Below are 25782 nucleotides of genomic sequence, written 5' to 3'. Positions count from 1 at the left end.
TTCGGTGCGGGACGGACTCTCAGGTGTGGTCGCGGACCAGCGGCACCTTGCCGACCGCCGTGCGCTGGATGTCGGGCGAGTGGCGGGGCACGAAGCTGATCTGCAGCCGGTAGCCGGTCTTCGCGATCGAGGCGGGGTTGGCCTCGCCGTCGTTGAACAGGGACAGGGAGCGCGGCAGGGCGGTGACGAGCACCTTGTGCAGCCCTTCGGTGCCGAGCAGGGAGTCGACGCGGTAGGTCAGGCCGAGCACGTCGTCCACGGCCGCGTACAGGGTGAGGATCCGGTTCTCGCGGTGGTTGGCGAACTGGATCTCGTGGGCCGACTGGTCCAGGTCGACGACGCCGGCGGCCTTCAGTTCGTCGCGCAGCGCGCCGTACGCGCGGACCGCGGAGTACTGGCTGTCGTTGAGGTGCAGGATGTCGCCGGTGCGGCCCGCGAACTCGAACTGCAGCGCCTTGGGCCCCGTCGGTCCGTCCAGGCGCGGCCTGCGGATCATGCGGTCGCCGAGCTTCAGCCGCAGCAGCGGCGCCTCGTGGGCGTGCAGCCGGGTGACGACCAGCTCGCCCTCCTCGCCCTCGGGGACCCAGTACCCGGCCTCGTCGACGATCTCGATGAAGTGCAGGCCCGGTACGGCGGTCAGGGCGGGGCTCTCCTCGTCCAGCTGGAGCCCGATGGTCTCGGCCTGGGTGGCGGCGAAGTAGCTGAGGATCGCCAGGTTCGGGTAGAGGGCCTTGAGTTCGGCGCGGTTGCGCTGGGCGAGGACCCCGCTGCCGTAGAGCGCGACGCGGAAGCTTTCCCTGGCCTGCTGGCTCATGCCCGCGCCCAGTTCGGCGAGGATGGCGATGCCCGCCGAGATGCCCATGAGCGCCTTCGGGCCGCGGTAGGAGAAGAGGTGCTCCAGGACGGGGGCGGTGACGGGTCCCGCGCCGATGTAGTTCACGCCCGGCACACTCTGCAGCACCCCGCCGACCATGGTGCCGCTGCTCCACATCTGGTAGTCGGCGAGCGTGGTGAGGAGCCACTTGGGATCGCCGCCCGCGAGGTGGCCGGCGAGCTGGTAGGCGCCCAGGAAGCGGCCCGCGACCTCGTAGGTGTCGCGGAGTTCGCGCAGCGAGTACACGGTCTCCAGCGGTTTGCCGGTGGTGGTGCCGCCGCTGGCGACGACCTCGAACCCGCCGCCGCCGTGCGGGACGACGAGCCCCTCGCGGCTGCCCATGAAGAGGTCGCGCTGGGTCTCCTTGTCGGAGAGCGGGATGTGCTGCCACTCCTTGTAGCTCTCCGGCGGCCTGATCACCCCGGCGGCGTCGAGGCGGGCGCGCCAGAGCGGGTTGAGCCGGATGGTGTGGATCATCTGCTGCAGTCGGCGCAGGACCAGGGCGTCCTGGATCTGGTGGGGGATCTCGCTGTACGGCTGCCCGCAGATCCGTTCGCATTCGCGCATCTTCTCGGCGAAGGGCGGAAGGTGCGTCACCGCTTCGGCGCTGTGCGGCGTCAGTTCGGCGTCCGGGATGAGCCAGTCGACCATGGCCTGGACGTCGGCGGGTGGCGTCGTGGCCGCATACGTGTCCGTCACTGTGCTTTTCCTGCCTTCCGTATCTCGTCGAGCAGCATATGGAAGTGCCCGGTGGTGATCTGGTGGTTCATCATGACCACGCGGAGGGCGGCCACTCCGTCGACGTCCACTTTCGAGATGAAGAATTGCCCGCGGTGTTTGATCCGGTCCCTTATCTGTACCTGGAAATCGGCCACCTCTTTTTCGCCGATCCATTCCGGCCGGTAACGGAAGCAGAGGATATTCGCCTCGGGCCGGTGCACGGTCTCGAAGTCCGGCTGTTCCTCCAGGATCGCGTGGACGTACCTCGTCAACCGGCACAGGTATTCGATCTTCTCGGCGAAGAGGGCCGGTCCGTACATCGCCCAGAGCACCCATAGGCTCATGATCATGGGGCGTTTCGTGCATTCGAAGTTCTTGTCTCCGCTGTCCAGCTCGGTGTACACGGAGGGCTGGGCGTCGAACACATAGCTCGCGGTCTGCCGGAATGCGTCCCGGCTGGCGTTCCGGTCCTTGTAGAAAAGCAGGGTGCACGGCGCGGGCACGAACATCATCTTGTGCGCGTCCCAGGCGAGGGAGTCGGCCTGGTCGATTCCGCGCAGTTTGTGGCGCAGGTCGTCCGAGACGAGCAGGCTCGCGCCGTGGGCGCCGTCCACGTGGAGCCACAGGTCGCGTTCGCGGGCGACGGCGGCGAGTGCGTCGAGCGGGTCGAAGGCGCCGACCGGCGTGGTGCCCGCCGAGGCGACCAGGCAGAAGACGTTGAGCCCCTGCCGGGCGGCCTCGTCCAGGGCGGGGCGGACCCGGGCGGCGTCGATGCGGCGCGCGGCGTCGAGCGGGAGGCGCACGATGCGGTCCTCCCCGATGCCGAGGATGCCGGCGGCCCGCGCGACGCTGTAGTGGGTGTCGGCGCCGACCGCGATCGCGGGCCTGGCCGGGCCCGCGAGCTCCGAGCTGCCGCGCGCCCAGACCCCGGGAAAAGCCCTGTTGCGGGCGGTGAGCAGGGCGGTCAGGTTGGCCAGGGAGCCGCCGGAGGTGGTCACCATGGCGAAGGTGCCGGGTTCGTAGCCGATGAACTTGTTCAGCTCGTCGGCCATGATGCGCTCGACGACGTTGGGCAGCTGCCCCGCCTCGTAGAAGGAGGAGGGCTGGTTGACGACGGAGCCGACGAAGTCGACGACCCCGGAGAGCGGGACGACGCCGGAGAACTGGCGGCCCATGTAGCCCGGCGAGTGCACCTGGATGCCGGTCCTGAGGTAGAGGTCGACGATCTCCGAGAGCCGCGCCTCGTCGAACGCGGCGGGCCGCTCGCGCTCCTTGGTCATCAGCGCCCGCGCCGCCCGGGTCAGCTGGGCGGGTTCGATCAGTTCGAGGCCGCGGATGGAGAGATCGGCCAGGTGCTTCTCCAGTTTGGCGAGAACGGATTCGGCGCTTTCCCTGAACTGTTGTACATCAAATGCCTCGATCAACAATCCACTGTGCAACAATCCACTGTGCAGCGATTCCGTCACAGGGGCCTCCCTCGCACATTCCCTACCGGCTGCCGAATGGTTTAGAACGCAACGAAAGCAGTCGGCCCGGGGACAGGGGGCCAGGAGCAGTGGAGCGGCACCACCGTAGATCCCCGTGACACGGAAATATACAATTCGCCTTCTACTATCTTGATCTGGCCCGATCGCCGCGCAGGAGCGACGGAGCCGCCTGTCATGTACGCGCCCGAGTCAGGCGCTGTATTCAGGCAAGGAGAATTACTGATTCCGCCGCATATGACAGTGGAACCCGCAGGCGGTCGTGGGGAACCGAACGCAAGCGGTATCCGGAGGGCGCCGTTTCCCGCCGGACACCGGGCGCGGCCCCGTGATCGGCGGGCCGTCTTTTCCGACGCGTTTTCCGGCCATGACCGACCGGCACATAGGACATTTATTCGAAGTTCAAGCGCTTGCATAAGGATGGGCCCCGGCGAAGTGCGCCGGGGCCCATGCTGACATAAAGTCAGCCTTTGGCCTAAGCGTGTCCCGCGTCTGTCGCAGCCGCAAAGTCCGGGCGGCCGAGAGGTGTCTTCGTGCGGACGGCACCGACCCATTCGGCAGTCGAGGCGACGTAGGCGAAGAACGACTGCAGGACCACGAGGACCGTGTGGTGGATCTGCGCGGCCGACAGCGTCCCCGTCCGGTTGGCGAGCGGCAGGGAGCCGGTGGCGTCCGCGAGCACCTCCACCTGGTAGCCGCGGTGCACGGCGTCGCGGGCGGTGGACTCGTCGCAGGTCTGCGTCATGTAGCCGACGATGGTGAGCGTGTCGACACCCTCGCGCCGCAGCCACGCGTCGAGGTCGGTGCCGGCGAACGACGACGGCAGGGTCTTCTCCACGAGGTGGTCGTGCGGCCGGGCCGCCACCACGTCGTGCAGGGCGAACCCGTGGGAGCCGCGCGCGAACATGGGTGAGCCCGCCGGGGCCGCGTGCTGCACGACCACGACCGGGACGCCCTCCTGGACGGCCGTGTCGATGGCGACGGCGATGTTCCCGAGGCTCTCGGTGAGCGCCGGGAAGGCGATGGGCATGGCGCCCGTGACGTACTCGTTCTGGACGTCGATGACCACGAGGGCACGTTTCATGGTGAGGTTTCCCTTCGGGCTGTGGGTGCGTTCCGTGGTGCCGCTGCTGTCGTTGCCGGAGAGGACGTCACCGGGGCACCCCCGTCGCCCGCACGAACGCCTCGAACAGCGCCTGCTGGGCCGGGTCGTGCACGGCCGTGTGTTCCGGGTGCCATTGCACACCCGCGAACCAGGCGCGCCGGTGCGGGAGTTCGAGCGCCTCGCGGGTGCCGTCGGCCGCCTGCGCGCTGACCTTCAGGCCCGCGCCCACCCGGTCCACCCGGCGGTGGTGCAGGCAGGAGGCGGTGACCACCTGGGCGCCCATGCTCAGTTCGAGGAGGGTCGCGGGCTCGACGGTGACCTGGTGGACGAGGTTGTGGTGCTCGCGCCGCCAGCCCGCGAGGTGCTCCTGAAGGGTGCCGCCCAGCGCCACGTTGACTGCCTGGAGGCCGCGGCAGATCGCGAGGAGCGGCAGTTCGGTGCGGAGCACGTGGTGGACCAGGGCCAGGTCGAATCCGTCCTGCTCGGCGTCGGCGTCGTAGGGGGTGCCATGGACCGGCGCGGCCCCGTAGCGGCCCGTGGCCAGTTCGCCGCCGCCCGGCAGGAGGACGCCGTCGAAGCGCGTCAAGCGGTCGGCGACGAGCGCGGGGTCGCAGCTGCCGTTCGGGGCGTGCGGATGGAGGGTCACAGGCTCGCCGCCCGCCCGCCAGACGGCTTCGACCAGTGCGCGCCCGACGACCTCGGCGGCGTGGCGCAGCGCGGACGTGGAGACGGCGAAGCGGGCGGGGATGGCGATGAGGGGACGGGCTGGGGGGACGGGACGGGTCACAGGCATTCCTCGGGGGGAGTTCGGTGCAGGGGGTTCAGGTCAAGGGCGGGTCCTCCGGGTGGGCGGAGCGCGCGGGCGTGGGCGTGCCCGGGCGGAGAAGGTGGGCGGCGGCGCCCAGGAGCCAGACCGCGGGGACGGCCAGCGCGAGCCAGGTGGCGGTGGTGCGGTCGCCACCGATGAGGGTGGTGAGGTTGTCCAGGACGAGCCAGATCGCCCCGGCGATGCCGAGGGCGCCCAGGGCGGGCGCGACGGCGGTGTTCCACGGGCGACGGTCCAGGCGGGCGCGGCGGAAGAAGACGACGACGGAGACGGACGTCAGGAAGTACAGGAGCATGATCGCGAGGACGGCCACACCGCTGAACCAGGAGAACAGCGTCACGACCGGGTCCTTGTGCGCCAGCGCGAAGGGCATGACGAGGAGCACCGCGAGCGCCGTCTGGACGACACCGGCGGCCCAGGGCGCGCCGCGCCGGTTGAGGCCGCTCAAACCGTGCGGGAGGCGGCGCTCGCGGCCCAGGGCGAAGAGGTAGCGGTTGGCGGAGTTGTGGAAGGCGAGGATGCCGGCGAAGAGGGAGGTGGCGAGGAGCACGGGCAGCAGGTCGCCCGCCCAGGCGCCGAAGAGGTCCTCGATGGGCTGGAAGACGAACGCCGAGGAGTCGCCGCTCTCCAGGGCGCTGCCCGCGGCGTCCGCGGCGTGCGAGGCGCCGTGGGCGGAGATCACCATCCAGGAGGTGAGCGCGAAGAACGCGGTGATCAGCGTGATGGAGAGGTAGGTGGCGCGGGGCACGGTCCGGGCCGGTTCGCGGGCCTCCTCACCGTAGATGGCGGTCGCCTCGAAGCCGAACATCGAGGCGACGGCGAACATCATGGCCACCCCGGGCGCGCCGTCGAGCGCGGCGGACGGCGAGAAGCTGTCGGTGATGCCGAGCCCTTCGGGACCGCCGCCCTGCACCAGCGTGACCAGGGCGAACGCCAGCAGGATGCTGGTCTCGGCGACCACGAACACGGCGAGGACGCGCGCGCCCATGTCGATCCCGGCGACCCCGAGCACCTGCACGAGGGCCATCGTGAGCAGGGCCCACACCCACCACGGCCAGTCCGGACCCGCGTGGACGTCCATGAGCTGGGCGACGGTCGCGCCGTACAGGCCGTACATCGCGGCCTGGATGGTGCAGTACGCGAAGAGGGCGACGGCGGCGCTGCCCGTGCCCGCCGCCCGGCCGAGCCCCGTGCCGATGTACGTGTAGAACGCGCCGGGGTCGACCACGTAGCGGCTCATCGCGACGAAGCCGACGGAGAACAGCAGGACGACCGCGCCCGCGGCGACGTAGGCGGCCGGGACGCCGGGTCCGTTGCCGAGCGCGACGGAGAGCGGTACGGCGCCCGCTATCCCGGTCAGCGGGGCCTGTGCGGACAGGACGAGGAAGAGGACGCCGACGACGCCCAGCGCGTTGGGCCTCAGGCGGCGCTCGGTGACGGGCTGTTGCGGGGTCTGGGCCGACATCCCGGCTCCTCGGTGGTCGGTGGGGCACCGGACACGACCGAAAGTTCGTTTGGTGCCAAACAACATAGGTGAGCCGTCCGGTGGGGTCAATCCCCGCCGTTCTGCGTGGAGTTGGGCCGCGGGGCTTGCCGGGAGCCCGCGGAGTTCCTACGGTCGACCTACCGTTTGGGACCAAACAAGCGGCTCCCGAGGAGGCAGCGGTGAGCGCACACGATCCGACCCGGCTCCGCCGGCACACCGAGCGGCTCACGGAAGCGGGCATCGACGTGGTCCGGGTCGTCTACCCCGACCTGCTCGGCACGGACCGCGCCCGCGACGTGCTGCTCGACCATCTGCCGACGGCCTGCGCGCACGGGCTCGCCTTCTGCCGCGCCGTCTACCACACGACCCCGCGCGGCGACGTCGTGCCGGTGGCGGGCGGTCTGGACGCGGGCCTGCCCGACATGCTGGTCAGGCCGGACCTGGAGACCCTGGCGCCGCTCCCGTGGGAGCCGGGGGTGGCCTCGTGCCTCGGCGACGTCACCGACGCGCGGACCGGAGCGCCCGCCGCGGAGTCGCCGCGCGACCTGCTGCGCACGGTCCTCGCGCGCTGCGCGGAGCACGGCCTCGCCCCGGTGGCCGGACCCGAGCTGGAGTACTTCCTGTGTGATCCCGAGCCCGGTGCGGCGGGCGGCTGGCGCCGCTACTCCACGGCGACCGGCACCGTCTACACGGCCGGTCTGCGCGCCGACCCGGACAACCACCTCCTGCGCGTCCTGCGCCCGCTGCGCGATCTCGGCATCGGGATCACGACCGGCAACCACGAGTTCGACGGGGCGCAGTTCGAGATCAACCTGCGCCACTCCGATGCCCTCGACGCCGCCGACCGGGCGTTCCGCCTCAAGTCCGCCGTCAAGGAACTCGCCCGCCAGGAGGGCAGGCTCGCCACCTTCATGGCCAAGCCGTTCAACGACGCGGGCGGCTCCGGCTTCCACCTCCACCTGTCGTCCGCCGACGGCGAGGGCGGCAACACCTTCGACGACCCGGCGGGCGCGTACGGCCTCTCGGACACCGCGCGCCACGCCGTCGCCGGGCTCCTCGCGCACGCCCCGGCGCTCGCCGCGCTGCTCAACCCCACGGTCAACTCCTACAAGCGGTTCGGCCCCGACACCCTCGCGCCCTGGCTGATCGACTGGGGGCTCGACAACCGCAGCGCCATGGTCCGTGTGCCGCCCGAGCGCGGTGCGGGCGCCCGGCTCGAACTGCGGCTCGGGGACGCCTCCGCCAACCCGTACCTGCTGGTCGCGGGGGCGTGCGCGGCGGCCCTGCTCGGCGTCGCCGACGCGGCCGAACCGCCCGCGCCCCTGGAGGGGTACGGGTACGACACCGCGCGGGCGGCGCTGCTTCCGATGAGCCTGCCCGCCGCGCTCGACGCCCTGGAGGCGGACACGGACCTGACCCACCTCCTCGGCAAGGACTTCACCGCCGCCTACCTCACGTACAAGCGCGACGAGGTGGCCCGCTTCCACGGCCACGTCACCGACTGGGAGTTCGCCGAGTACGCCGACCACCTGTGATCGCCGGGAACGACAGGAACGACAGGAACGAAGGAGCCTCGATGACGGCATCCGCCCAGGTCGAGCCGTTGCCCCTCGACGCGGTCGACCTCACCGACCTCGACCGCTTCACCGACGGCAGCGAGCCCTGGCGCATGTTCCACACCCTGCGCCACGAGGACCCGGTGCACTGGCAGCCCGAGGCGGCGCCCAACTCCGGGTTCTGGGCGGTGACCCGGCACGCGGACATCGTCGCCGTCGACCGGGACCCGGAGACCTTCACCTCGACGCGGTTCGTGAACCTCGAAGAGGTCGACGACGACCAGATCGCCAAGCGCGCCTCGATCCTGGAGCTCGACGGCGTCCGCCACCGCGCCCTGCGCGCCCTGCTGCAACGGCAGTTCGGGCACAGCGTCATCAGCCGCTACACCGACTTCCTGCGCGGCCTGACCGCCCGCACCCTGGACGCGGCGCTCCCCCTGAAGGAGTTCGACTTCGTCCGGCACGTCGCCGCCGACTTCCCCATCAACGTCCTCGCCCGGCTCCTCGACGTACCGCCCGAGGACAACCGGCAGCTCATCGACTGGGGCAACCGGCTCATCGGCAACACCGACCCCGACTACGCCGACGTGCTCCTCTCCGACCCGGACAGCGAGCGCTACCGCGACCTGCCGTTCCGCTCCCCCGCCGCCACCGAGGTCTTCGCGTACGGGCGTGAACTGGCCCGGGAGCGCCACGGCAAGGACGGCGACGACCTGGTCTCCCGGCTCGTCAACCAGACCCCGCGCGACGGTGTGCCGCTCTCCGCGCAGGACTTCGACAACTACTTCCTGCTCCTGGTAGTCGCGGGCAACGAGACGACGCGCCACGCCATCAGCCACTCCATGCTGGCCCTCACCGAACACCCCGACCAGCTCGACCTGTTGCGCCGCGAGCCCGCGCTGATCCCGGCCGCCGTCGAGGAGTTCCTGCGCTGGCCCTCGCCCGGCCCGTCTACCACTTCCGGCCGCACCGCGACCCGCGACACCGAACTCGCGCACCGTTCAAGGAGGGTGACAGGTCGTCATGTGGTACGCCTCCGGGCAACCGCGGATCGAGGACGTGTTTCCCCGACCCCTACGCCCCGTTCGACGGTGCCGGGCGCACCCCGAACGACCATGTGCACCTTCGGCATAGACCCAGCCCGCACCTGTGCCCTGCCCTGGCAACCTGCTCGCCGTACCGGACCTCCGCATCATGTCGAGGAGCTGATCCGCGCCTCGCGACGTGCGCCTGACGGTCCGTCGCCGGGTCCGCCCAACTTCGTGAACGCATCAAGGAGCTGCCCTGACGGTGCGCTCACCTGACGCCCTGGAGCGCGGCCCGTGGACGGGGGGGCGCGCGGGCGCACCCCGTATGATGCGGGCTCGACGAATGATCTGCGACAGGAGCGCCCTTGCCAGCCAGCGGCCATCAGCCAGGCGGAGCGGCTCGCGAGGCGAAGTGGCGGCTCCCGTCGGCGGGAGCAGATGCGGCCGTGGCCATCTACCGCGGCGTCCGCCGTCCCAGCACCTGGAGAACTCGTGCTGCCGGCTCGGACCTGACTGACGGCTTCTGTCCTGTGGGTCGTCTGGGTGTGGGGCGAGTCCGAGACCCGCCACGTCGCCGAGGAGGCCGGCATCTCCAAGGGCACGCTGACCGGCGTCTCCCGCACCCTCGCCTCGCGCGGCCTGCTGCGCCGCACCGGGCACCCCAGCGACGGGCGGCTCGTACTGCTCGGCCTCACCGACGAGGGCGAGGAGTTCATGCGCGAGGTGTTCCCCGCCTTCAACGAGGAGGAGGCCTTCGTCACCTCCCGGCTGAGCGACGACGAGTGCCGCGGCCTCGCCGACGGCCTGCGGCGCGTCGTGCAGCAGGTCGAGGAGGCGGGCGAGGAGCGGCGCCGCACCCTGCTCAACGGCGCGGCCCCCACTCCCCGCCGCAGCGGCCGCCGGGCGCGGGGCTGACTCGGCGGTCCGCGTCGCCCCCGACACCGCCACATGGCGCAGGCCGACTGGCCGTCGGCGCCCGCCGCGCCGATCGTGTTCGACACCGCCCCGCCCGAACGTCGACGAGGGTCCAGGCCCCCGCGGCACCGCGGACCGCACCCGTACAGAAGGCCCCACGCCCATGGACGCAGCCCCTTCCAGACGCGACGCGCGCGCACGCCTGGAGCTGCGGGCGATCCAGGCGCTGCTCGACTCCCAGCGGCGGCGCATCCAGGCGTACACGGAACTGCAGCGGCCCTCGGCGCGGGTCCGCGACAGCGCCCCGGCCCCGCCCGCCGACCCGGCCCTGCCCAGCAGGCAGGAGGTGCTCGACGCGGTGCCGCTGCCCGCGCTGCTCGTCGCGCCCGTCCTCGGTCCCGACGGCGCCCTGCGCGACGCCTACTACCTCGGGCAGAACGCGGCGTCCCGCGCCTACGGGGCGGACCGGCTCCCGGACGCGAGGCTGCCGCGCTGGTCGGGCCCGCTCTCCCTGTTCGAGCACTTTCCCGCGCTCGCGGACACGGCCGTCCCCGCGATGCTGGCCCGCGCCCACCGCGAGCGCGCACCGCAGGGCCCCGAGACGGTGGAGTGGCTGGTCAGCACGGACGCGGGCCCGGTGCGGCTCAACGACGAGGTACGGGTGGCGCCGTGCGGCGACCAGCTGCTGCTCACCTGGCAGCGCGGGCACCGGCTGCGGATGGCCGAGGCCGCGCAGGAGCTGGTGCGGACCTGCTGGGCGGAGTGGAACCTCGGGGACTCGCACGTCGAGCCGTCGCACGGCTTCCGCGACGTGCTCGGGCTCACCGACCGCACATCGGTGCCGACCCTGTTCGACCTGGCCGGCCTCGTCACCCCGGACAGCCTGCCCCGGCTCTACCAGACGCTGTACGACGTCATCCTGCGCAAGCGGAAGACGGAGTGCGAGCTGCGGTTCGCCGACTCGGGGGCCCGGGTGTTCCGGATGGTCGCCGAGCCGGTGCGGATCGCGCCCGGCAGCCTGGTGTGGGCGCTGCGGGCGGTGCTCATCGACGTCACCGCCGAGCGCAGGCGGCGCGAGAACGCGGAGAGCGCGACGCGCGAGGCGCACCGGCAGCTCGAACGGGCGGAGGCCGTCACGGAGGTCGCCGACGTCCTGCGCGACGTCGTCCTGCCGCACTTCCAGGACGAACTCGCCGCGTTCGGCCTCGACGCGGCGGCCGTGTACCGGCCCGACGCGCGCGAGGCCCGGGTCGGCGGCGACTGGTACAAGGCCCGCAAGACCCCGGACGGGCATCCGCTGATCGCGCTCGGCGACGCGCGCGGACACGGCCTGGAGGCGGCGACCCTCATGGCCAAGCTCCGCTACGCCCTCGCCGGGCTCGCCTACACCGAGCAGCCCGTGGAGCGCCTCACGCACTGGCTCAACGAGGTGGCCTGCGCCGACGGCACCGAGTCCACCGCCACCGCGATCATCGCCAGATACCACCCCGAGCGCACCCTGCTGCGCTGGACGTGCGCCGGGCATCCGCGCCCCGTCCTGCTGCGGGACGGCCGCGCCGCACAGCTGCCGGACCCCGAGGGCGGGCCGGGGCTCACGCTCGGCGTCCTGTGCGACATGGAGTATGTCGCCGCCACCGCCACCCTGCGGACCGGCGACATCGTGCTCATGTACTCGGACGGGCTGACCGAGCGCCGCGACTCCGACCCCGACGCGGACACCCGGCGCCTCCTCGACGCCGCCGAGGAGTGTCTGGCCGAGGCGGAGCCCGCCGCCGGGCACGCCGCGCTCCAGGACTTCACGGAGCGGCTCGTCACCCGTCTCGACGGGCCGCACCGCACGGACGACGCGACACTGCTCGCCCTGCGCCGCATCGACACCGGCTGAACTATCCCTGGCTGCCGCTGGGTGCCCGGCTCAGGTCGACGACGCAGAAGATGTTGTCGTCGGGGTCGGCGAGGACCACGAAGTCGGGGTCGGGCGGGTAGGAGTCCCAGTCGACGGCGCGGGCGCCGAGCCCGACGAGCCGCTCGACCTCCGCCCGCTGCTCCTCCGGGGAGTCGGCGAACAGGTCCAGGTGGAGCCGCGGGCGGGGCTCGGCGGGCGAGGCGCTGACCATGAGGCCCAGGGCGCGACCGGAACCGTCGGCGTGGTGCAGGGTCCGCCAGGTGTCGCTCGCCCACTCCCCGGTGTCGACCAGGGGCAGCGCCCGCGTCCAGAAGGCCACCGCGCGGGGCAGGTCCGTGACGCCGATGACGGGATATCCGAGTCGCAACATACCGCGAGCCTACGGGGCGGTCCCTCACTGCGCGTCGGGCTGCGGGGAGTCCAGGGAGTCGTTGCGGGTCTCGTAGATGGCGGTCACCTGCACCAGCTGCTCCTCGCTGAGGCCGCGCAGAAGGTCCCTGTCGGTGAGGAGCTCCTCCCGCTCGGCGACGAGCTGCGCGAGGCGCTCGGGGTCGGGGGCGGCGGCGGCGCGCTGCCGCTCGATCCGCTCGGCATAGCGGGCCAGCAGACTGTCCAGCGCGCCCTCGGCCCGCACCAGGGGAGCCGGCAGCTCTTCTTCGTAGGTCACATCCATGTGATCCATCATCACCGGCCGGGCGACGGAAGGGCGAGCACGTCCGACATGCGGCGTATGCGGCGAGCCGGTTCAATGAGGGGCGTGCGTGCCGCCCGTACGGCTGTGCGAGCCGCGGCATGCTGTCCCCCACCCGCCGACCGGCGAGGAGAACATCGTGCCCATCTGCAAGACCCGTGACGGTGTGGAGATCTTCTACAAGGACTGGGGAAGCGGCCGTCCGGTCGTCTTCATCCACGGCTGGCCGCTCAACGGCGACGCCTGGCAGGACCAGCTCAAAGCGGTCGCCGACGCCGGCTTCCGCGGCATCGCGCACGACCGCCGGGGCCACGGCCGCTCGACCCCGGTCTTCGACGGCTACGACTTCGACACCTTCGCCGACGACCTGAACGACCTCATCACCGGCCTCGACCTGCGGGACGTCACCCTGGTCGCGCACTCCATGGGCGGCGGCGAACTCGCCCGCTACATCGGGCGCCACGGCACGTCCCGGATCAGGTCCGCGGTGCTGCTGTCCGCGATCCCGCCGCTCATGGTGCAGGGCCCGGACAACCCGGAAGGCGTCCCGGAGAGCGTCTTCGACGACCTCAAGGCCGGAATCCTGAAGGAACGCTCGCAGTTCTGGAAGGACACCGCCGTCGGCTTCTTCTCCGCCAACCGGCCCGGCAACAAGGTCACCGAAGGCAACAAGGACGCCTTCTGGTACATGGCGATGGCCGAGACCATCGAGGGCGGAGTGGCCTGCGTGGACGCCTTCGCGTACACCGACTTCCACGACGACCTGCGGAAGTTCGACATCCCGCTCCTGGTGGTGCACGGCGACGACGACCAGGTCGTGCCCATCGACGCCACCGGCCGCAAGACCGCCGAGCTGGTGCCCGATGCCCAGCTCAAGGTCTACGAGGGCGGCTCCCACGGCATCGCACTCGTGCCCGGCGACAAGGAGAGGTTCAACAAGGACCTGATCGAGTTCCTCAAGTCCTGATCCGCGCGGTCCTGACCCGCGTCCTCCTGAACCGGGCGGTTCCGAGGCGCACTCCCCTCAACCGGCGTGCGCCTTCTGCCGGTTCCTGCGGCGCGCCTTCAGCAGGGCGGCGCGTTCGGTCTCCGACGTGCCGCCCCAGACCCCGGAGGTCTGCTTCGTGTCCAGGGCCCACTCCAGGCACTGGGCCGTCACCGGGCACCGGTGGCAGATCTCCTTGGCGTCGTGTTCGTCCTGGAGGGCGGGTCCTGAGCCCCCGACCGGGAAGAACAGCTCCGGGTCCTCCCAGACGCACGCCGCCCGGTTCAACCACTCCATCTCGTCCATGTCGCGCCTCCTCATGGGTGTCGGAAGCAGCGCGGGTACCCACAACCCCAGGGACATCAACCGTTCGCGCGCCCGGAATCCGGCGCGGCGTCCGCCGGGTCCTCGAAGGTGACCTCGTCACCCGTGACGACCTGCGCGCCCATGTTCCTGCGCATCATCTCCAGCGCGGCGTCGGCCAGTTCGGGGTGGATGTGGGCGACGGCGTCGGAGACCACCGTCACGTCCAGGTGCCGGATGTGGGCGTCGAGCGCCGAGTACAGCACACACTGCTCGGTGACCTGACCCGTCAGGACGACCTGGCGCACACCCAGTTCCCACAGCAGATACGTCAGCGGGGTCTCGTAGAAGATCGAGTGCCGCGCCTTCACGACGAACAGGGCGTCGTCGTCCGGCCGGATCGGTTCCACCAGCTCCGCGTGCGGTCCCGCGAGCGCCGCGTCGACGAGGGCGCCCTGGTGGGAGCGCCACTGCCCGAAGTTGTCGTTCACGTAGACCACGGGCACGTCCCGCTCCCGCGCCGCGCGGAACAGATCGGCCACCACCGGGACGATCTTGCGGGCCGACGGCAGGAGCGCGTCCGCGTCCGGATGGTCATACGTGTTGATCATGTCGATGACGATGAGCGCACACGGCCGCTTCTCCACCGGTCCTCCGGTCATGGCACGAAACCCTCTTTCCTCGCACTGCGGCCCCTACCAGGCTGGACACACATGTGACGCTCCCGCCACACGGCCACCAGGGCCGGTGACCGCCCCGGGTACCCAGGTGGCGCCCCTGCGATGCATGCGGGCGCACACCGCGTGCGCGGGCCATCGGCGCAGGTCACGATGGAGAAGGCACGGGAAAAGGGTGAGTGCCGTTGACATGTGTGGGAACGCGGGGAGTGCGGGCCCCGCCGGAACGGCCCCAGGGGCCGGGCCCTCGGACCCGTACGCCCGCAGCCGCATCCGCCCGACGACGCCCGCCGACACGGTTCTGGAGCACTCGATGACTACGGCCGACCACGACGCCCCGGTCCTGACCGCCGACGAACTGCGCGAGGTGGACGCCCACTGGCGCGCCGCCAACTACCTGGCCGTGGGCCAGATCTATCTGATGTCCAACCCGCTGCTGCGCGAGCCGCTGCGCCCCGAGCACGTGAAACCGCGCCTGCTCGGCCATTGGGGCACCTCGCCCGGGCTCAACCTCGTGTACACCCACCTGAACCGGGTGATCAAGAAGCGTGAGCTGGAGGCGCTCTGCGTGTGGGGGCCGGGGCACGGCGGCCCGGCCGTGCTCGCGGGCTCCTGGCTGGAGGGCAGCTACAGCGAGATCTACCCGGACGTGGCGCGCGACGCGTCGGGCATGGGCCGGCTGTTCAAACAGTTCTCCTTCCCCGGCGGCGTGCCCAGCCACGTCGCCCCGGAGGTGCCCGGCTCCATCCACGAGGGCGGCGAGCTGGGCTACTCCCTCGCCCACGCCTACGGCGCCGCGTTCGACCACCCGAACCTGCTGGTCGCCTGTGTCGTCGGCGACGGCGAGGCGGAGACAGGACCCCTCGCCGCGTCCTGGCACTCGGGCCGCTTCCTCGACCCCGTCAACGACGGCGCCGTCCTGCCCATCCTGCACCTCAACGGCTACAAGATCGCCAACCCGACGGTCCTCGCCCGGATGCCGCACGACGAGCTCGACGCCCTGCTGCGCGGCTACGGCCACCACCCGCTCTACGTGGAGGGCGACGACCCGGAACGCATCCACCAGGCCCTTGCCGGCGCCCTGGACCAGGCGATCGACCTCATCACCGACCACCAGCGCGCGGCCAGAACGGGTGAGGCGGCGGCGCCCGTCCGCTGGCCCATGATCGTGCTGCGCACTCCCAAGGGCTGGACGGGCCCCGCCGAGGTCGACGGCAAGCCCGTGGAGAACACCTGGCGCGCCCACCAGGTGCCGCTCCCCGAGGTCCGCGAGAACCCGGAGCACCTCGCGCAGCTGGAGAGGTGGCTGCGCTCGTACCGGCCGGACGAGCTGTTCGACGCCGAGGGCCGCCCGAGCGACGCGGTACTGGCCTGTGTGCCGGAGGGTTCGCGGCGCCTCGGCTCGACGACCTACGCCAACGGCGGTCTGCGGCTGCGCGCCCTTCCGCTGGCGCCGCTCGACGACTTCGCCGTGCCCGTCGAGAAGCCCGGCGCCACGCTGCACTCCCCCACCGGGCTCCTCGGCGAGTACCTGGAACGCCTCATGGCGGACACGGCACGGGAGCGGAACTTCCGTCTCGTCGGCCCCGACGAGACGGCCTCCAACCGCTTGCAGGCCGTCTACGGCGCGAGTGGCAAGACCTGGCAGGAAGGCCTGCTGCCGGTCGACGAGAACCTCGACCCGCACGGCCGTGTCATGGAGGTGCTCTCCGAGCACATGTGCCAGGGCTGGCTGGAGGGGTATCTCCTCACCGGGCGGCACGGTCTCTTCTCCTGCTACGAGGCGTTCGTCCACATCGTCGACTCGATGGTCAACCAGCACATCAAGTGGCTGAAGACCTCCCGCGAGCTGCCGTGGCGGGCCCCCGTCGCCTCGCTCAACTACCTGCTCAGCTCACACGTGTGGCGCCAGGACCACAACGGTTTCTCGCACCAGGACCCGGGCTTCATCGACCACGTGCTCAACAAGAGCCCGCAGGTCGTGCAGGTCTTCCTGCCGCCGGACGCCAACACCCTGCTCACGGTCGCCGAGTCCGCGCTGAACAGCCGCGACCATGTCAACGTCATCGTCGCGGGCAAGAACCCGGGGCCCGACTGGCTCCCCCTGGACCAGGCGCGCGCCCACGTCGCGCGCGGCGCCGGGGTGTGGGACTGGGCGGGCACGGAGAGCGGCGAGGGCCCCGACGTGGTGCTGGCCTGCGCGGGCGACATCCCCACCCAGGAGATCCTCGCCGCCGCCGGACTGCTCCGCCGCCACCTGCCCGAGCTGGCCGTGCGCGTCGTCAACGTCGTCGACATGACCACGCTGCTGCCGTCCACGGAGCACCCGAACGGTATGCGCGACGCCGAGTACGAGGGCCTGTTCACCGCCGACAAGCCGGTCATCTTCGGCTACCACGGCTATCCGTGGCTCATCCACCGCCTCACCTACAAGCGGGCGGGCCACGACAACCTCCATGTGCGCGGCTACAAGGAGTCCGGCACCACGACCACGCCCTTCGACATGGTCGTCCGCAACGACCTGGACCGGTACCGCCTGGTCATGGACGTGATCGACCGCGTGCCCGGACTCGCCGTCAAGGCGGCCGCGACCCGGCAGAAGATGGCCGACGCCCGCACCCGGCACCACCGCTGGATCCGCGAGCACGGCACCGACATGCCCGAGGTCACGGAGTGGCAGTGGCCGGGATAGGCAGCGACGGGACGGCGGGGAGGCGGCGCGGCCGGTCGGAGACGGTCGAGGAGAAGGCCGACCGGCAGTGGGCAGAGCTCGTCCAGGAGCTGCGCGTCGCCCTGACCGGTGTGCAGATCCTCCTCGGGTTCCTGCTGACCGTGGTGTTCACGCCGCGCTTCCCCGGCCTGTCCGACACCGACCGCGCCATCTACATCGCCACGGTGATCCTGGGGTCCGCGGCGACAGGGGCCCTGATCGGTCCCGTCGCCGTGCACCGGCAGGTCGCGGGCCGCCGGATCAAGCCGCAGGCGGTGCTCTGGGCCTCCCGGCTCACCTTCACCGGCCTCGTCCTGCTGCTGTGCACGCTGACGTCGGCGCTGCTCCTGATCCTGCGGGTGGCGATGCACGACTCACTCGTCCCGGCGCTCGTGGCGGTGGTCCTCGCCTGGTACCTGCTGTGCTGGTTCGTCCTGCCGGCCTGGGTCCGCAGACGGCACACCGAAGAAGAAGGCACGTAAGAGAACGCGCCAGAGAACGCGCAAGAGAAGGCGCGAGAGTACGCGCAAGAGAACCGATGCGACATGGAGGTGTCCCTCGTGCAGATCGGCTACACGATGATGACCGAACAGGCCGGCCCCCGGGACCTGGTCCGGCACGTCGTGGCGGCGGAGGAGGCCGGCTTCGACTTCTCCGTCACGTCCGACCACTACTCCCCCTGGCTGGCCGAACAGGGCCACTCCCCGTACGCCTGGGCCGTGCTCGGCGCCGCCGCGCAGGCGACCTCGCGGATCCCGCTCATGACGTACGTGACCTGCCCGACGACCCGCTACCACCCCGCGGTGATCGCGCAGAAGGCCGCCACGCTGCAGCTGCTGTCCGAGGGCCGGTTCCGGCTCGGGCTCGGCTCGGGCGAGAACCTCAACGAGCACGTCGTGGGCGGCGGCTGGCCCGCGCCGGGCGTCCGCCTGGAGAAGTTCGAGGAGGCCGTCGGCATCATCCGGGCGCTCTTCGACGGCAAGGAACTCACCCATCGCGGGCGCCACTTCGAGGTCGACCGGGCCCGCCTGTGGGACCTGCCCGACACCCCGCCCCCGATCGGTGTCGCCGTGTCGGGGCCGGTCTCCTGCGCGCTCGCGGGCCGCGTCGCGGACCTGGTCATCGCCACCGAACCGCGCGCTGAGCTGCTCGACGCCTTCGACCGCGCGGGCGGCGCCGGGAAGCCCCGCGTCGGCCAGCTCCCCGTCGCTTACGGCCCCGACCGGGACGCCGCCGTGAAGCGGGCCCACGAGCAGTTCCGCTGGTTCGCGGGCGGCTGGCGGGTCAACGCGGAGCTGCCGCACCCGGTGTCGTTCGCCGGGGCGACCGAGCTGGTCTCCCCCGAGGACGTCGCCAAGTCGATCCCGTGCGGCAACGACGTCCCGGAGTTCGTCGAGGCGCTGCGGCCCTTCGCCGACGCCGGGTTCACCGAGGTCGCCCTCGTCCAGATCGGCGGCGACCACCAGGACTCCTTCTTCCCCTGGGCACAGGACGAACTGCTTCCCGCGCTGCGGGCGGCTCTGTGACGACCGTCCCGTGACCCGCCCCCTCACACCCATCCGCACACACATGCGTACGCGAATCCGTACTCAGATCCAGGAGATGTCCATGACCGACGCCGACCACACCCTCGTCACCGTCAACCTGAGCAACTGCGCGGAGCAGGACGCCCGGCGCGTGCTGTCCTACCTCACCTCGGTCTTCCCCGACCAGGCGCCGACCGACAGCGGGACCGGCTCCGGCGAGCCCACCACGGTGTGGACCGCGCAGCTCGACGTCGGCGCCGGCTCCTCGTCCTCCGGGAACGGCGCAGAGCCGATCGAGGGCGAGGTCACCGTCGGCGCCCAGGGCGTGCCGCACGAGGTCGACGCCGTCCGCAAGGCCCTCGCCGAGGGGTACGACCTCAAGGACGCGGGGTCCGCCTCCGGCGACCAGGAGCTCGACAGCCAGTTCACGCTCACCCCGCGCTGACGCGCACGGCCACCGCGGTCTACCGGGCCCGCCGCTCACGCTCCTCCAGGCGTGCGCGCTGCGGGCCCACCGTGTGTTTCGGGTCCTCCGCCGAGGCGACGCCCGCCCGGAAGATGCCGAACCGGGTGCAGGCCGAGCCCGCGAGCAGCGCGAGGCCCGAGGCGATCGCGGCCGGGCGCCTCCGCCCCAGGACGGCCGCGCCCGCCGCGCCCGTGAGGGTGAGCGCCTGCGCGGTGCGCAGCAGCGTGCCCGCCCTGCCCTGGCGGTAGGTCTCGGCGACCGGGCCGAGCCGCCGCTCGGCCGCCTTCATGGCCGCGGTGTCCGCGAGCGCGGCGAGCACGGCCGCGCACCGTGCGGGCGTGTTCTCGCGCAGAGGAGCGACGACGAGCGCCATGCCGGAGGCCGCCGCCGTCGCCGACGCGGTGAAGAGGTAGGGCAGTTCGCGGTGGGCCCCGTGCCACGCGGGCACGGCGGTGTCGGCCGCGAGGACGGCGGTGTACGAGGCGACCATCGGCCCGAGCAGCGCGGCGGCGCCGGTGGCGACGGCGCCCGCTCTGGGCAGGCGTCCGGTGACGGCGCTGGCCGCGGCGGCTCCGGCGGCGGGCCCGTAGGCGCTCAGCAGCCAGGAGCCCATGCTCATCGGCGAGGTGGGCTTGAAGACGCGGAGCATGTTCACGAAGCGGGCCGGGCGGCCCAGGTCGTGGACGAGGGCCGCGGCCGACAGGGAGATCGTGGCGAGCGAGGAGACCTTCAGGGCGATCTCGGTGCGCCCGCGGCCGGTGCACTGGGCTCCCGCCGCGAACACCGAACCGGCCCCGGCGAGACCGCCGAGGAAGAAGTACCCGGCGATGTCCCGCGCCTCCCACGACGGCGGCTTGATGACCGGGCGCCCGTAGTAGGAGTCGAACTCGGCCTTCGGCACCATCATCTGCTCGCCCTTGCGGCCCTTACGGTCCTTGCGGTCCTTGCGGCCTGTGCGGCGAGAGTCCGTCGTCCGGTCCTGGGTCGTCATCGCTGCCTCCTGGCCGCCATCGCGAAGGACGCCGCGACGCCGCCGAGCAGGGCGAGCGCCGCCCCGCCCGCGTGCTTCCACATCGTCGGCAGGTCACGGGTGGTGACGACGGGGTCGGGTGGCAGTCCGTACACCTCGGGACGGTCCAGGAGCAGGAAGAACGCCCCGTCGCCGCCGACCCCGTCCTCGGGGTCGTTGCCGTACAGGTGTGCCTCCGCGACACCCGCCTTCTGCAGCTCGTCGACGCGGAGCGCCGCCCGTTCGCGGAGTTCGTCGAGCGGGCCGAACTGGATGGAGTCCGTCGGGCACGCCTTGGCGCACGCCGGTTCCTGGCCCGCGCCGAGCCGGTCGTAGCACATGGTGCACTTGAAGACGCGGCCGTCGGTGGGGCGCTGCTCGATGACGCCGTAGGGGCAGGCGGGCACGCAGTAGCCGCAGCCGTTGCACACGTCCTCCTGGACGACGACGGTCCCGAACTCGGTGCGGAACAACGCGCCCGTCGGGCACACGTCGAGGCAGGCGGCGTGTGTGCAGTGTTTGCACACGTCGGAGGACATCAGCCAGCGCATGTCGGAGCCGGTCTTCTGCTGCCCGGAGGCGGGCGACCCGTCCTCCACCAGCGGCAGTTGCGTACGGCCGTCCGGCGACGGCTGCGACGGCTGCGCGGGTTGCGCGGGCTGTTCGATGAACGCGACGTGGCGCCAGGTGGAGGCGCCGAGCGCCTGCGTGTTGTCGTAGGACATGCCGGTCAGCGACAGGCCGTCCTCGGGGATGGCGTTCCACTCCTTGCACGCCACTTCGCAGGCTTTGCAGCCGATGCACACGGAGGTGTCGGTGAAGAAGCCGACCCGCTCCTGTTCCGTCCCGGTGCTCGTGTCCTGGCTCATGCGCGGGTCTCCGTCCCGGTGGTGTCCGTGATGCCCGCACGGCGTCGGTACGCGGCGACCAGGCGCGGCAGTTCGGGTCCGCGGGGGCGGCGGCCCGGCCGGATGTCGGCGGTGAGCGCCTTGTCCTCCTGGATGTGCGCGTTGGGGTCGAGGGTGATGGCCATGAGTTCGTTGGCGGCGTCGCCGGTGACCACGCCGTTGGGGCCCCAGTGGAAGGGCAGGCCGATCTGGTGGACGGTGCGGCCCTGCACGGTCAGCGACTTGATCCGGTCGGTGACCATGACGCGCGCCTCGATGGCGTTGCGCGCGGTGACGATGGTGGCCCAGCCGCCGTGCTCCAGGGAGCGTTCGGCGGCGAGCTGCGGGGACAGCTCGCAGAACAGCTCGGGCTGCAGCTCGGACAGGTACGGGGACCAGCGGCTCATGCCGCCCGCCGTGAAGTGCTCGGTGAGCCGGTGGGTGGTGAGGATGTACGGGTAGACGCCGGCGCCGGGCTCGTCGCCGCTCGGATGGTAGCGGTTGCCCTCGCGCGGGAACGCCTTGCGGACCGGGGAGCGCGGGGTGCTCGGATAGAGCGCGTTGGTGAACGGCGAGTCCTGCGGTTCGTAGTGCGCGGGCAGCGGCCCATCCTCCAGGCCGGCGGGCGCGTACAGCCAGCCCTTGCCGTCGGCCTGCATGATGAACGGGTCGTCGCCGCGCAGCGCGTCAGGACCGCCGGCGTCGTCCTCGGGGACGTGATCCGGGGCGCGGTCGGGTACGAAGTCGGGGATGTCGTAGCCGGTCCAGCGCCCGGCGTCGGCGTCCCACCAGATGTGTGCCTTGCGGTCGCTCCACGGGGTGCCGTCGGGCGCGGCGGAGGCGCGGTTGTAGAGGATGCGCCGGTTGGCGGGCCAGGCCCAGGCCCATTCGGCGGCGACCCAGTCCTGTTCCTGGTGCGGCTTCTTGCGGGCGGCCTGGTTGACGCCGTCGGCGTAGACGCCGCAGTAGATCCAGCAGCCGCAAGCGGTCGAGCCGTCGTCCTTCAGTTCGGTGTACGCGGTGAGCGGGGCGCCGTCGGGGCCGTGGCCGTTGATCTCGGCGAGGACGTGTGCGGCGACCGGCTCCTGGAGCGGGCCCTCGACGGGGTAGTCCCAGGCGAGGTCGCGGACCGGGCGGTCCATCGGGTCGGTGGAGTGGGCGAGGCGCTCCTTGATGCGCCGGCCCAGGTGGTACATGAACCACAGGTCGCTGCGCGCGTCGCCCTCGGGTTCGACGGCCGCGTGGTGCCACTGCACCCAGCGGTTGGTGTTGGTGAAGGAGCCGGACTTCTCGGTGTGCGCGGCGGCGGGGAAGAAGAAGACCTCGGTGCCGATGTCCTCGGTGCGCAGCTCGCCGGTCTCGATCTCCGGGCCGTCCTGCCACCAGGTGGCGGACTCGATGAGGGAGAAGTCGCGGACGACGAGCCAGTCGAGGTTCGCCATGCCCAGGCGCTGCAGCCGGGTGTTGGCCGAGCCGACGGCGGGGTTCTCACCCATCAGGAAGTAGCCCTTGCACTCGCCGTCGAGCTGCGACATCACCGTCTCGTAGGTGGCGTGCGAGCCGGTGAGGCGCGGCAGGTGGTCGAAGCAGAAGTCGTTGTCCGCGGTCGCGGCGTCTCCGTAGTAGGCCTTCAGCAGGGACACGAAGTAGGACCGCATCTCGGCCCAGAAGCCCTTCTCGGTCCGGGACGTCTTGATGAAGTTCTCCAGGCTCATCTCCTTGTGCGCGTGCGGCATCGGGAGGTAGCCGGGGAGCAGGTTGTAGAGGGTGGGGATGTCGCTGGAGCCCTGGATGGAGGCGTGGCCGCGCAGCGCCTGGATGCCACCGCCGGGGCGGCCGATGTTGCCGAGGAGGAGCTGGAGGATGGAGGCGGCGCGGATGTTCTGGGAGCCGGTGGAGTGCTGGGTCCAGCCGACCGCGTAGACGAGGCAACTGGTGCGGTCGCGGCCGGAGTTGGCGGTGAGCGCGTCGCACACGCGGAGAAACGTGTCGCGCGGGACGCCGCACACCTCCTCGACCATCTCGGGTGTGTAGCGGGCGAAGTGCCGCTTGAGGACCTGGTACACGCAGCGCGGATGCTGCAACGTCGGGTCGCTGGGCGCGTCGGGCCTCGTGCGGGCGCCGCCGGAGCCGTGGGTCTCGGAGCGGCCCGCGGACCCGATGCGGTCCTCGTACTGCCGGTCGACGTCGCCGGTCGGCTGCTGGAGCTGGGCGCCCTCGTACTGCCAGCTGTGCGGGTCGTACTGGGGCATGTCCTCGTCGAGCCCGGAGAAGACGCCGTCGAGGTCCTCGGTGTCCTGGAAGTCCTCGCTGACCAACGTAGCCGCGTTGGTGTAGTTGACGACGTACTCGCGGAAGTCCTTCTCCTCGGTCAGGACGTGGTGGATGATCCCGCCGATGAAGGCGATGTCGGTGCCCGCCCGCAGCGGGACGTGGAGGTCGGCGAGAGCGCTCGTCCGGGTGAAGCGGGGGTCGACGTGGATGATGGTCGCGCCGCGCGCCTTGGCCTCCATCACCCACTGGAAGCCGACGGGGTGGGCCTCCGCGTAGTTCGAGCCCTGGATGACGATGCAGTCGGAGTGCTGCTGGTCCTGCATGAACGTGGTGGCGCCGCCGCGGCCGAAGGAGGTGCCGAGCCCGGAGACGGTGGAGCTGTGGCAGACGCGCGCCTGGTTCTCCACCTGGACGACGCCGAGGCCTGTCAGCAACTTCTTGATGAGGTAGTTCTCTTCGTTGTCGAGCGTGGCGCCGCCGAGGCTCGCGATGCCCATGGTGCGGTTGGTGCGGGCGCCGTCCTTCTCCCACTCCCAGGTCTCGCGCCGGGTGCGGATCACTCGTTCGGCCACCATGTCCATGGCGGTCTCGAGGTCGAGCGGTTCCCAGTCGGTGCCGTGCGGGCGCCGGTAGAGCACCTGGTGGTGGCGGGCCGAGCCGGTGGTGAGCTGCAGCGTCGCGGAGCCCTTCGGGCAGAGCCGCCCCCGGCTGACCGGGGAGGCGGGGTCGCCCTCGATCTGGACGACCTTCTCGTCCTTGACGTACACCTGCTGGCCGCAGCCGACGGCGCAGTACGGGCAGATCGACTGCGTCACCCGGTCGGCGCTGTCGGTGCGCGGCCGCAGGTCCGCCGTGTACGGCGACTTGGCGGCGCTCCCCCGGCCGAGGGGGTCGTCACCGGTCAACTGCCGGTAGACGGGCCAGCGGCGGAATCGGTCGGTGACACCCATGCGGACTCCTAGCCGGGGGCGGGATCAGGCGGGCGACTCGTCGGGGTCCGGGTGCTCCGGATGCACGGTGTCCGATCCTTCGGCGCCGCGCCGCCGGGTGCCCGCCTCGTCCGTGTCGGGGACGTCATCGCCGCGCTCCTCGGGGATGTCGAGCCCGTCGTGCGCGTCTTCCTCGCCGGCCTGCTGATCGGGCATGTCCCGGGGGACGGGTGCCTCGTTCCGGTCGTCGAGCCGATGATCAGTCACAGCAGCCTCCATTGTTCGTCACCCGGCACGGGTCCGCACGCGCAGCGCGGACGCTGTACGCGGCGCGGACGCGCACCGGGTACCTGCCCGGCCGGGGCCGAAACGTCACAAGATCCCGGCGGCCGTCACCCCCTCGATAGACTCCGGGTGTGTCAGCCATGGACGAGATCCGTCGCAGCAAATACATCAGCCTCACCACGTACCGGAAGGACGGGACGCCGGTCCCGACACCTGTCTGGCACGTGGTGCGCGACGAGCACACGTTGCTCGTGGTCACACCCGCCGACTCCTGGAAGGTGAAGCGGCTGCGCAACAACAGCGCGGTGACGGTGACCGTGTGCGACCTCCGCGGCCGGACCGCCCCGGACGCCACCCCGGTCCCCGGTACCGCCCGCCTGCTCGACGAGGCGGGTACCGAGGACGCCCAGGCGCTGCTCGCCAAGAGGTACGTGCTCTCCCGGATCGGCAACGGGTTCCTGAAGCTTTTCCGTGTCCGCAGGAAGCCGAACATCGGTATCGCCGTCACCGTGTAGGTACGGGGTCTACTGGCCGACCCTGCCGTCGACGCACTCGCGCAGCAGGTCGGCGTGGCCGCAATGGCGGGCGTACTCCTCGATGCGGTGGACGAGGAGGCTGCGGACCGAGATGCCGTCCTTGCCGAGGCGTGTCCCGAGGTCGGGGTGGGCGGCGAGCGCGGCGTCCGTCGCCGCCTGCTCGCGCTCCAGGTCGGCGAAGGCGGCGTCGACCGCAGACTGTGCGGGGACGACGTCGTCGAAGTCGGCGTCGCGCCGCCCGTACAGCTTGGGGAGCGGGTCGCCGTCGGAGATCCAGTTGCGCCAGTCGCGCTCCACCTCGGCGAGGTGGCGGACGAGGCCGAGCAGCGACATCGTGGAGGGCGGTACCGAACGGCGGGCGAGCTGCTCCGCGTCCAGGCCGTCGCACTTCATGCGGAGGGTCGCGCGGTAGCCGGAGAGATAGTCGTCGAGGGTGGCGGGCTCGCCCTCGGGATCGGGCCCGTCGCTGTCGCGCGGGTCGTCGTCCGGGTCGACCCACATGTCGGGGTACGTGGTCGCGCGGGTCCATCGTGCGGGTTGCTCAGTCATGCGGGCCATGGTCGGCCCCGGGGCCGAGGGCCCGCCACTCGTTTACGCGAAGGGC

General features: G+C 71.5%; 23 protein-coding genes and 1 pseudogene. 10 read left to right on the top strand and 14 right to left on the bottom strand.

What is annotated here, in order from left to right; translation table 11 throughout:
- Positions 1 to 19: 19 nt before the first annotated feature.
- From N5I75_RS03050 to N5I75_RS03030, 5 genes are all read right to left on the bottom strand, one after another.
- Positions 20 to 1573, bottom strand: a complete 1554-nt coding sequence (locus N5I75_RS03050; protein WP_476673988.1) for a phenylacetate--CoA ligase family protein — start codon at positions 1571 to 1573, stop codon at positions 20 to 22.
- Positions 1570 to 3018, bottom strand: a complete 1449-nt coding sequence (locus tag N5I75_RS03045) for a pyridoxal phosphate-dependent decarboxylase family protein (RefSeq protein WP_476673986.1) — start codon at positions 3016 to 3018, stop codon at positions 1570 to 1572. Before N5I75_RS03045 ends, N5I75_RS03050 begins: the two co-directional genes overlap by 4 nt.
- A 535-nt stretch (positions 3019 to 3553) precedes the next feature.
- Entirely contained in the window at positions 3554 to 4162 is a 609-nt protein-coding gene (locus N5I75_RS03040; protein ID WP_476673984.1) for a cysteine hydrolase family protein, read from the bottom strand.
- Positions 4163 to 4229: 67 nt separating this feature from the next.
- Positions 4230 to 4970: a gamma-glutamyl-gamma-aminobutyrate hydrolase family protein gene (locus tag N5I75_RS03035; protein ID WP_476673982.1), complete on the bottom strand. Its 741-nt coding sequence runs from the start codon at positions 4968 to 4970 to the stop codon at positions 4230 to 4232.
- A gap of 34 nt (positions 4971 to 5004) precedes the next feature.
- Positions 5005 to 6474, bottom strand: coding sequence for an APC family permease (locus N5I75_RS03030; protein ID WP_476673980.1), 1470 nt, complete (start codon positions 6472 to 6474; stop codon positions 5005 to 5007).
- Positions 6475 to 6674: 200 nt separating this feature from the next.
- Between N5I75_RS03030 and N5I75_RS03025 the strand changes: the two genes are divergently transcribed.
- The 4 genes and pseudogenes from N5I75_RS03025 (at position 6675) to N5I75_RS03010 (ending at position 11879) form a co-directional block, all read left to right on the top strand.
- Positions 6675 to 8030 carry a glutamine synthetase family protein gene (locus N5I75_RS03025; RefSeq protein WP_476673978.1) on the top strand — a complete coding sequence of 452 codons (1356 nt, stop codon included), beginning with the start codon at positions 6675 to 6677 and terminating at the stop codon, positions 8028 to 8030.
- Between the two features lie 41 nt (positions 8031 to 8071).
- Entirely contained in the window at positions 8072 to 9355 is a 1284-nt protein-coding gene (locus N5I75_RS03020; protein ID WP_476673976.1) for a cytochrome P450 family protein, read from the top strand.
- A 72-nt stretch (positions 9356 to 9427) separates the two neighbouring features.
- Positions 9428 to 9994 (top strand): annotated as a pseudogene (locus tag N5I75_RS03015) (MarR family winged helix-turn-helix transcriptional regulator).
- A 163-nt stretch (positions 9995 to 10157) separates the two neighbouring features.
- On the top strand, positions 10158 to 11879 hold the full coding sequence (locus N5I75_RS03010) for a PP2C family protein-serine/threonine phosphatase (RefSeq protein ID WP_476673974.1): 1722 nt from the start codon (positions 10158 to 10160) through the stop codon (positions 11877 to 11879).
- 1 nt (position 11880) lies between these two features.
- On the opposite strand, the gene N5I75_RS03005 is transcribed toward N5I75_RS03010, so the two are convergent.
- Positions 11881 to 12270 (bottom strand): VOC family protein, encoded by a 390-nt coding sequence (locus N5I75_RS03005; RefSeq protein WP_476673972.1) that lies wholly within the window; start codon positions 12268 to 12270, stop codon positions 11881 to 11883.
- A 24-nt stretch (positions 12271 to 12294) separates the two neighbouring features.
- Positions 12295 to 12573: a hypothetical protein gene (locus N5I75_RS03000; RefSeq protein ID WP_476673970.1), complete on the bottom strand. Its 279-nt coding sequence runs from the start codon at positions 12571 to 12573 to the stop codon at positions 12295 to 12297.
- 157 nt (positions 12574 to 12730) lie between these two features.
- On the opposite strand from N5I75_RS03000, the gene N5I75_RS02995 reads away from it, so the two are divergent.
- Positions 12731 to 13558, top strand: a complete 828-nt coding sequence (locus N5I75_RS02995) for an alpha/beta fold hydrolase (protein ID WP_476673968.1) — start codon at positions 12731 to 12733, stop codon at positions 13556 to 13558.
- A gap of 57 nt (positions 13559 to 13615) precedes the next feature.
- Here N5I75_RS02995 and N5I75_RS02990 read toward each other — a convergent pair whose 3' ends face one another.
- Both N5I75_RS02990 and N5I75_RS02985 read right to left on the bottom strand, forming a co-directional pair.
- The gene (locus N5I75_RS02990; protein WP_476674716.1) at positions 13616 to 13873 is read right to left on the bottom strand and encodes a WhiB family transcriptional regulator; all 258 of its coding nucleotides are present in this window, start codon (positions 13871 to 13873) and stop codon (positions 13616 to 13618) included.
- 65 nt (positions 13874 to 13938) lie between these two features.
- Entirely contained in the window at positions 13939 to 14541 is a 603-nt protein-coding gene (locus N5I75_RS02985; protein ID WP_476673966.1) for a cysteine hydrolase family protein, read from the bottom strand.
- A gap of 328 nt (positions 14542 to 14869) precedes the next feature.
- Between N5I75_RS02985 and N5I75_RS02980 the strand changes: the two genes are divergently transcribed.
- The 4 genes from N5I75_RS02980 to N5I75_RS02965 all read left to right on the top strand — a co-directional run bounded on the left by N5I75_RS02980 (position 14870) and on the right by N5I75_RS02965 (position 19237).
- Positions 14870 to 17248, top strand: coding sequence for a phosphoketolase family protein (locus N5I75_RS02980; RefSeq protein WP_476673964.1), 2379 nt, complete (start codon positions 14870 to 14872; stop codon positions 17246 to 17248).
- Positions 17236 to 17748 carry a DUF6328 family protein gene (locus N5I75_RS02975; protein ID WP_476673962.1) on the top strand — a complete coding sequence of 171 codons (513 nt, stop codon included), beginning with the start codon at positions 17236 to 17238 and terminating at the stop codon, positions 17746 to 17748. The genes N5I75_RS02980 and N5I75_RS02975 overlap by 13 nt, the downstream gene beginning before the upstream one ends.
- A 63-nt stretch (positions 17749 to 17811) precedes the next feature.
- Positions 17812 to 18792 carry an LLM class F420-dependent oxidoreductase gene (locus tag N5I75_RS02970; RefSeq protein ID WP_476673960.1) on the top strand — a complete coding sequence of 327 codons (981 nt, stop codon included), beginning with the start codon at positions 17812 to 17814 and terminating at the stop codon, positions 18790 to 18792.
- An 82-nt stretch (positions 18793 to 18874) separates the two neighbouring features.
- Positions 18875 to 19237, top strand: coding sequence for a hypothetical protein (locus N5I75_RS02965; RefSeq protein ID WP_476673958.1), 363 nt, complete (start codon positions 18875 to 18877; stop codon positions 19235 to 19237).
- A gap of 19 nt (positions 19238 to 19256) precedes the next feature.
- On the opposite strand, the gene nrfD is transcribed toward N5I75_RS02965, so the two are convergent.
- The 4 genes from nrfD to N5I75_RS02945 are packed head-to-tail and all read right to left on the bottom strand — an operon-like array spanning position 19257 to position 24624.
- Positions 19257 to 20249: an NrfD/PsrC family molybdoenzyme membrane anchor subunit gene (gene nrfD / locus N5I75_RS02960; RefSeq protein WP_476673956.1), complete on the bottom strand. Its 993-nt coding sequence runs from the start codon at positions 20247 to 20249 to the stop codon at positions 19257 to 19259.
- Complete coding sequence (locus N5I75_RS02955) at positions 20246 to 21136, bottom strand: 4Fe-4S dicluster domain-containing protein (protein ID WP_476673954.1); 891 nt, start codon at positions 21134 to 21136, stop codon at positions 20246 to 20248. Before N5I75_RS02955 ends, nrfD begins: the two co-directional genes overlap by 4 nt.
- On the bottom strand, positions 21133 to 24378 hold the full coding sequence (gene fdh, locus N5I75_RS02950) for a formate dehydrogenase (RefSeq protein WP_476673952.1): 3246 nt from the start codon (positions 24376 to 24378) through the stop codon (positions 21133 to 21135). Before fdh ends, N5I75_RS02955 begins: the two co-directional genes overlap by 4 nt.
- Before the next feature lie 24 nt (positions 24379 to 24402).
- Positions 24403 to 24624 carry a hypothetical protein gene (locus N5I75_RS02945; protein ID WP_476673950.1) on the bottom strand — a complete coding sequence of 74 codons (222 nt, stop codon included), beginning with the start codon at positions 24622 to 24624 and terminating at the stop codon, positions 24403 to 24405.
- Positions 24625 to 24782: 158 nt separating this feature from the next.
- On the opposite strand from N5I75_RS02945, the gene N5I75_RS02940 reads away from it, so the two are divergent.
- Positions 24783 to 25157 carry a PPOX class F420-dependent oxidoreductase gene (locus N5I75_RS02940; RefSeq protein WP_476674714.1) on the top strand — a complete coding sequence of 125 codons (375 nt, stop codon included), beginning with the start codon at positions 24783 to 24785 and terminating at the stop codon, positions 25155 to 25157.
- A gap of 9 nt (positions 25158 to 25166) precedes the next feature.
- Here the strand turns inward: N5I75_RS02940 and N5I75_RS02935 are convergent, their stop codons facing one another.
- Positions 25167 to 25727, bottom strand: a complete 561-nt coding sequence (locus N5I75_RS02935) for a mycothiol transferase (RefSeq protein ID WP_476673948.1) — start codon at positions 25725 to 25727, stop codon at positions 25167 to 25169.
- Positions 25728 to 25782 lie beyond the last annotated feature (55 nt).

The organism is Streptomyces sp. R818 (assembly GCF_056172735.1).
This window is presented reverse-complemented; position numbering and strand designations above follow the sequence as displayed.

Coding starts and splice junctions, on each gene's coding strand:
- N5I75_RS02985 (WP_476673966.1), bottom strand. CDS start 14,541: ATGACCGGAGGACCGGTGGAGAAGCGGCCGTGTGCGCTCATCGTCATC.
- fdh (WP_476673952.1), bottom strand. CDS start 24,378: ATGGGTGTCACCGACCGATTCCGCCGCTGGCCCGTCTACCGGCAGTTG.
- nrfD (WP_476673956.1), bottom strand. CDS start 20,249: ATGACGACCCAGGACCGGACGACGGACTCTCGCCGCACAGGCCGCAAG.
- N5I75_RS03000 (WP_476673970.1), bottom strand. CDS start 12,573: ATGGATGTGACCTACGAAGAAGAGCTGCCGGCTCCCCTGGTGCGGGCC.
- N5I75_RS03020 (WP_476673976.1), top strand. CDS start 8,072: ATGACGGCATCCGCCCAGGTCGAGCCGTTGCCCCTCGACGCGGTCGAC.
- N5I75_RS03030 (WP_476673980.1), bottom strand. CDS start 6,474: ATGTCGGCCCAGACCCCGCAACAGCCCGTCACCGAGCGCCGCCTGAGG.
- N5I75_RS02970 (WP_476673960.1), top strand. CDS start 17,812: ATGGAGGTGTCCCTCGTGCAGATCGGCTACACGATGATGACCGAACAG.
- N5I75_RS02935 (WP_476673948.1), bottom strand. CDS start 25,727: ATGACTGAGCAACCCGCACGATGGACCCGCGCGACCACGTACCCCGAC.
- N5I75_RS02955 (WP_476673954.1), bottom strand. CDS start 21,136: ATGAGCCAGGACACGAGCACCGGGACGGAACAGGAGCGGGTCGGCTTC.
- N5I75_RS03005 (WP_476673972.1), bottom strand. CDS start 12,270: ATGTTGCGACTCGGATATCCCGTCATCGGCGTCACGGACCTGCCCCGC.
- N5I75_RS02990 (WP_476674716.1), bottom strand. CDS start 13,873: ATGGAGTGGTTGAACCGGGCGGCGTGCGTCTGGGAGGACCCGGAGCTG.
- N5I75_RS02940 (WP_476674714.1), top strand. CDS start 24,783: ATGGACGAGATCCGTCGCAGCAAATACATCAGCCTCACCACGTACCGG.
- N5I75_RS03040 (WP_476673984.1), bottom strand. CDS start 4,162: ATGAAACGTGCCCTCGTGGTCATCGACGTCCAGAACGAGTACGTCACG.
- N5I75_RS02980 (WP_476673964.1), top strand. CDS start 14,870: ATGACTACGGCCGACCACGACGCCCCGGTCCTGACCGCCGACGAACTG.
- N5I75_RS03010 (WP_476673974.1), top strand. CDS start 10,158: ATGGACGCAGCCCCTTCCAGACGCGACGCGCGCGCACGCCTGGAGCTG.
- N5I75_RS02965 (WP_476673958.1), top strand. CDS start 18,875: ATGACCGACGCCGACCACACCCTCGTCACCGTCAACCTGAGCAACTGC.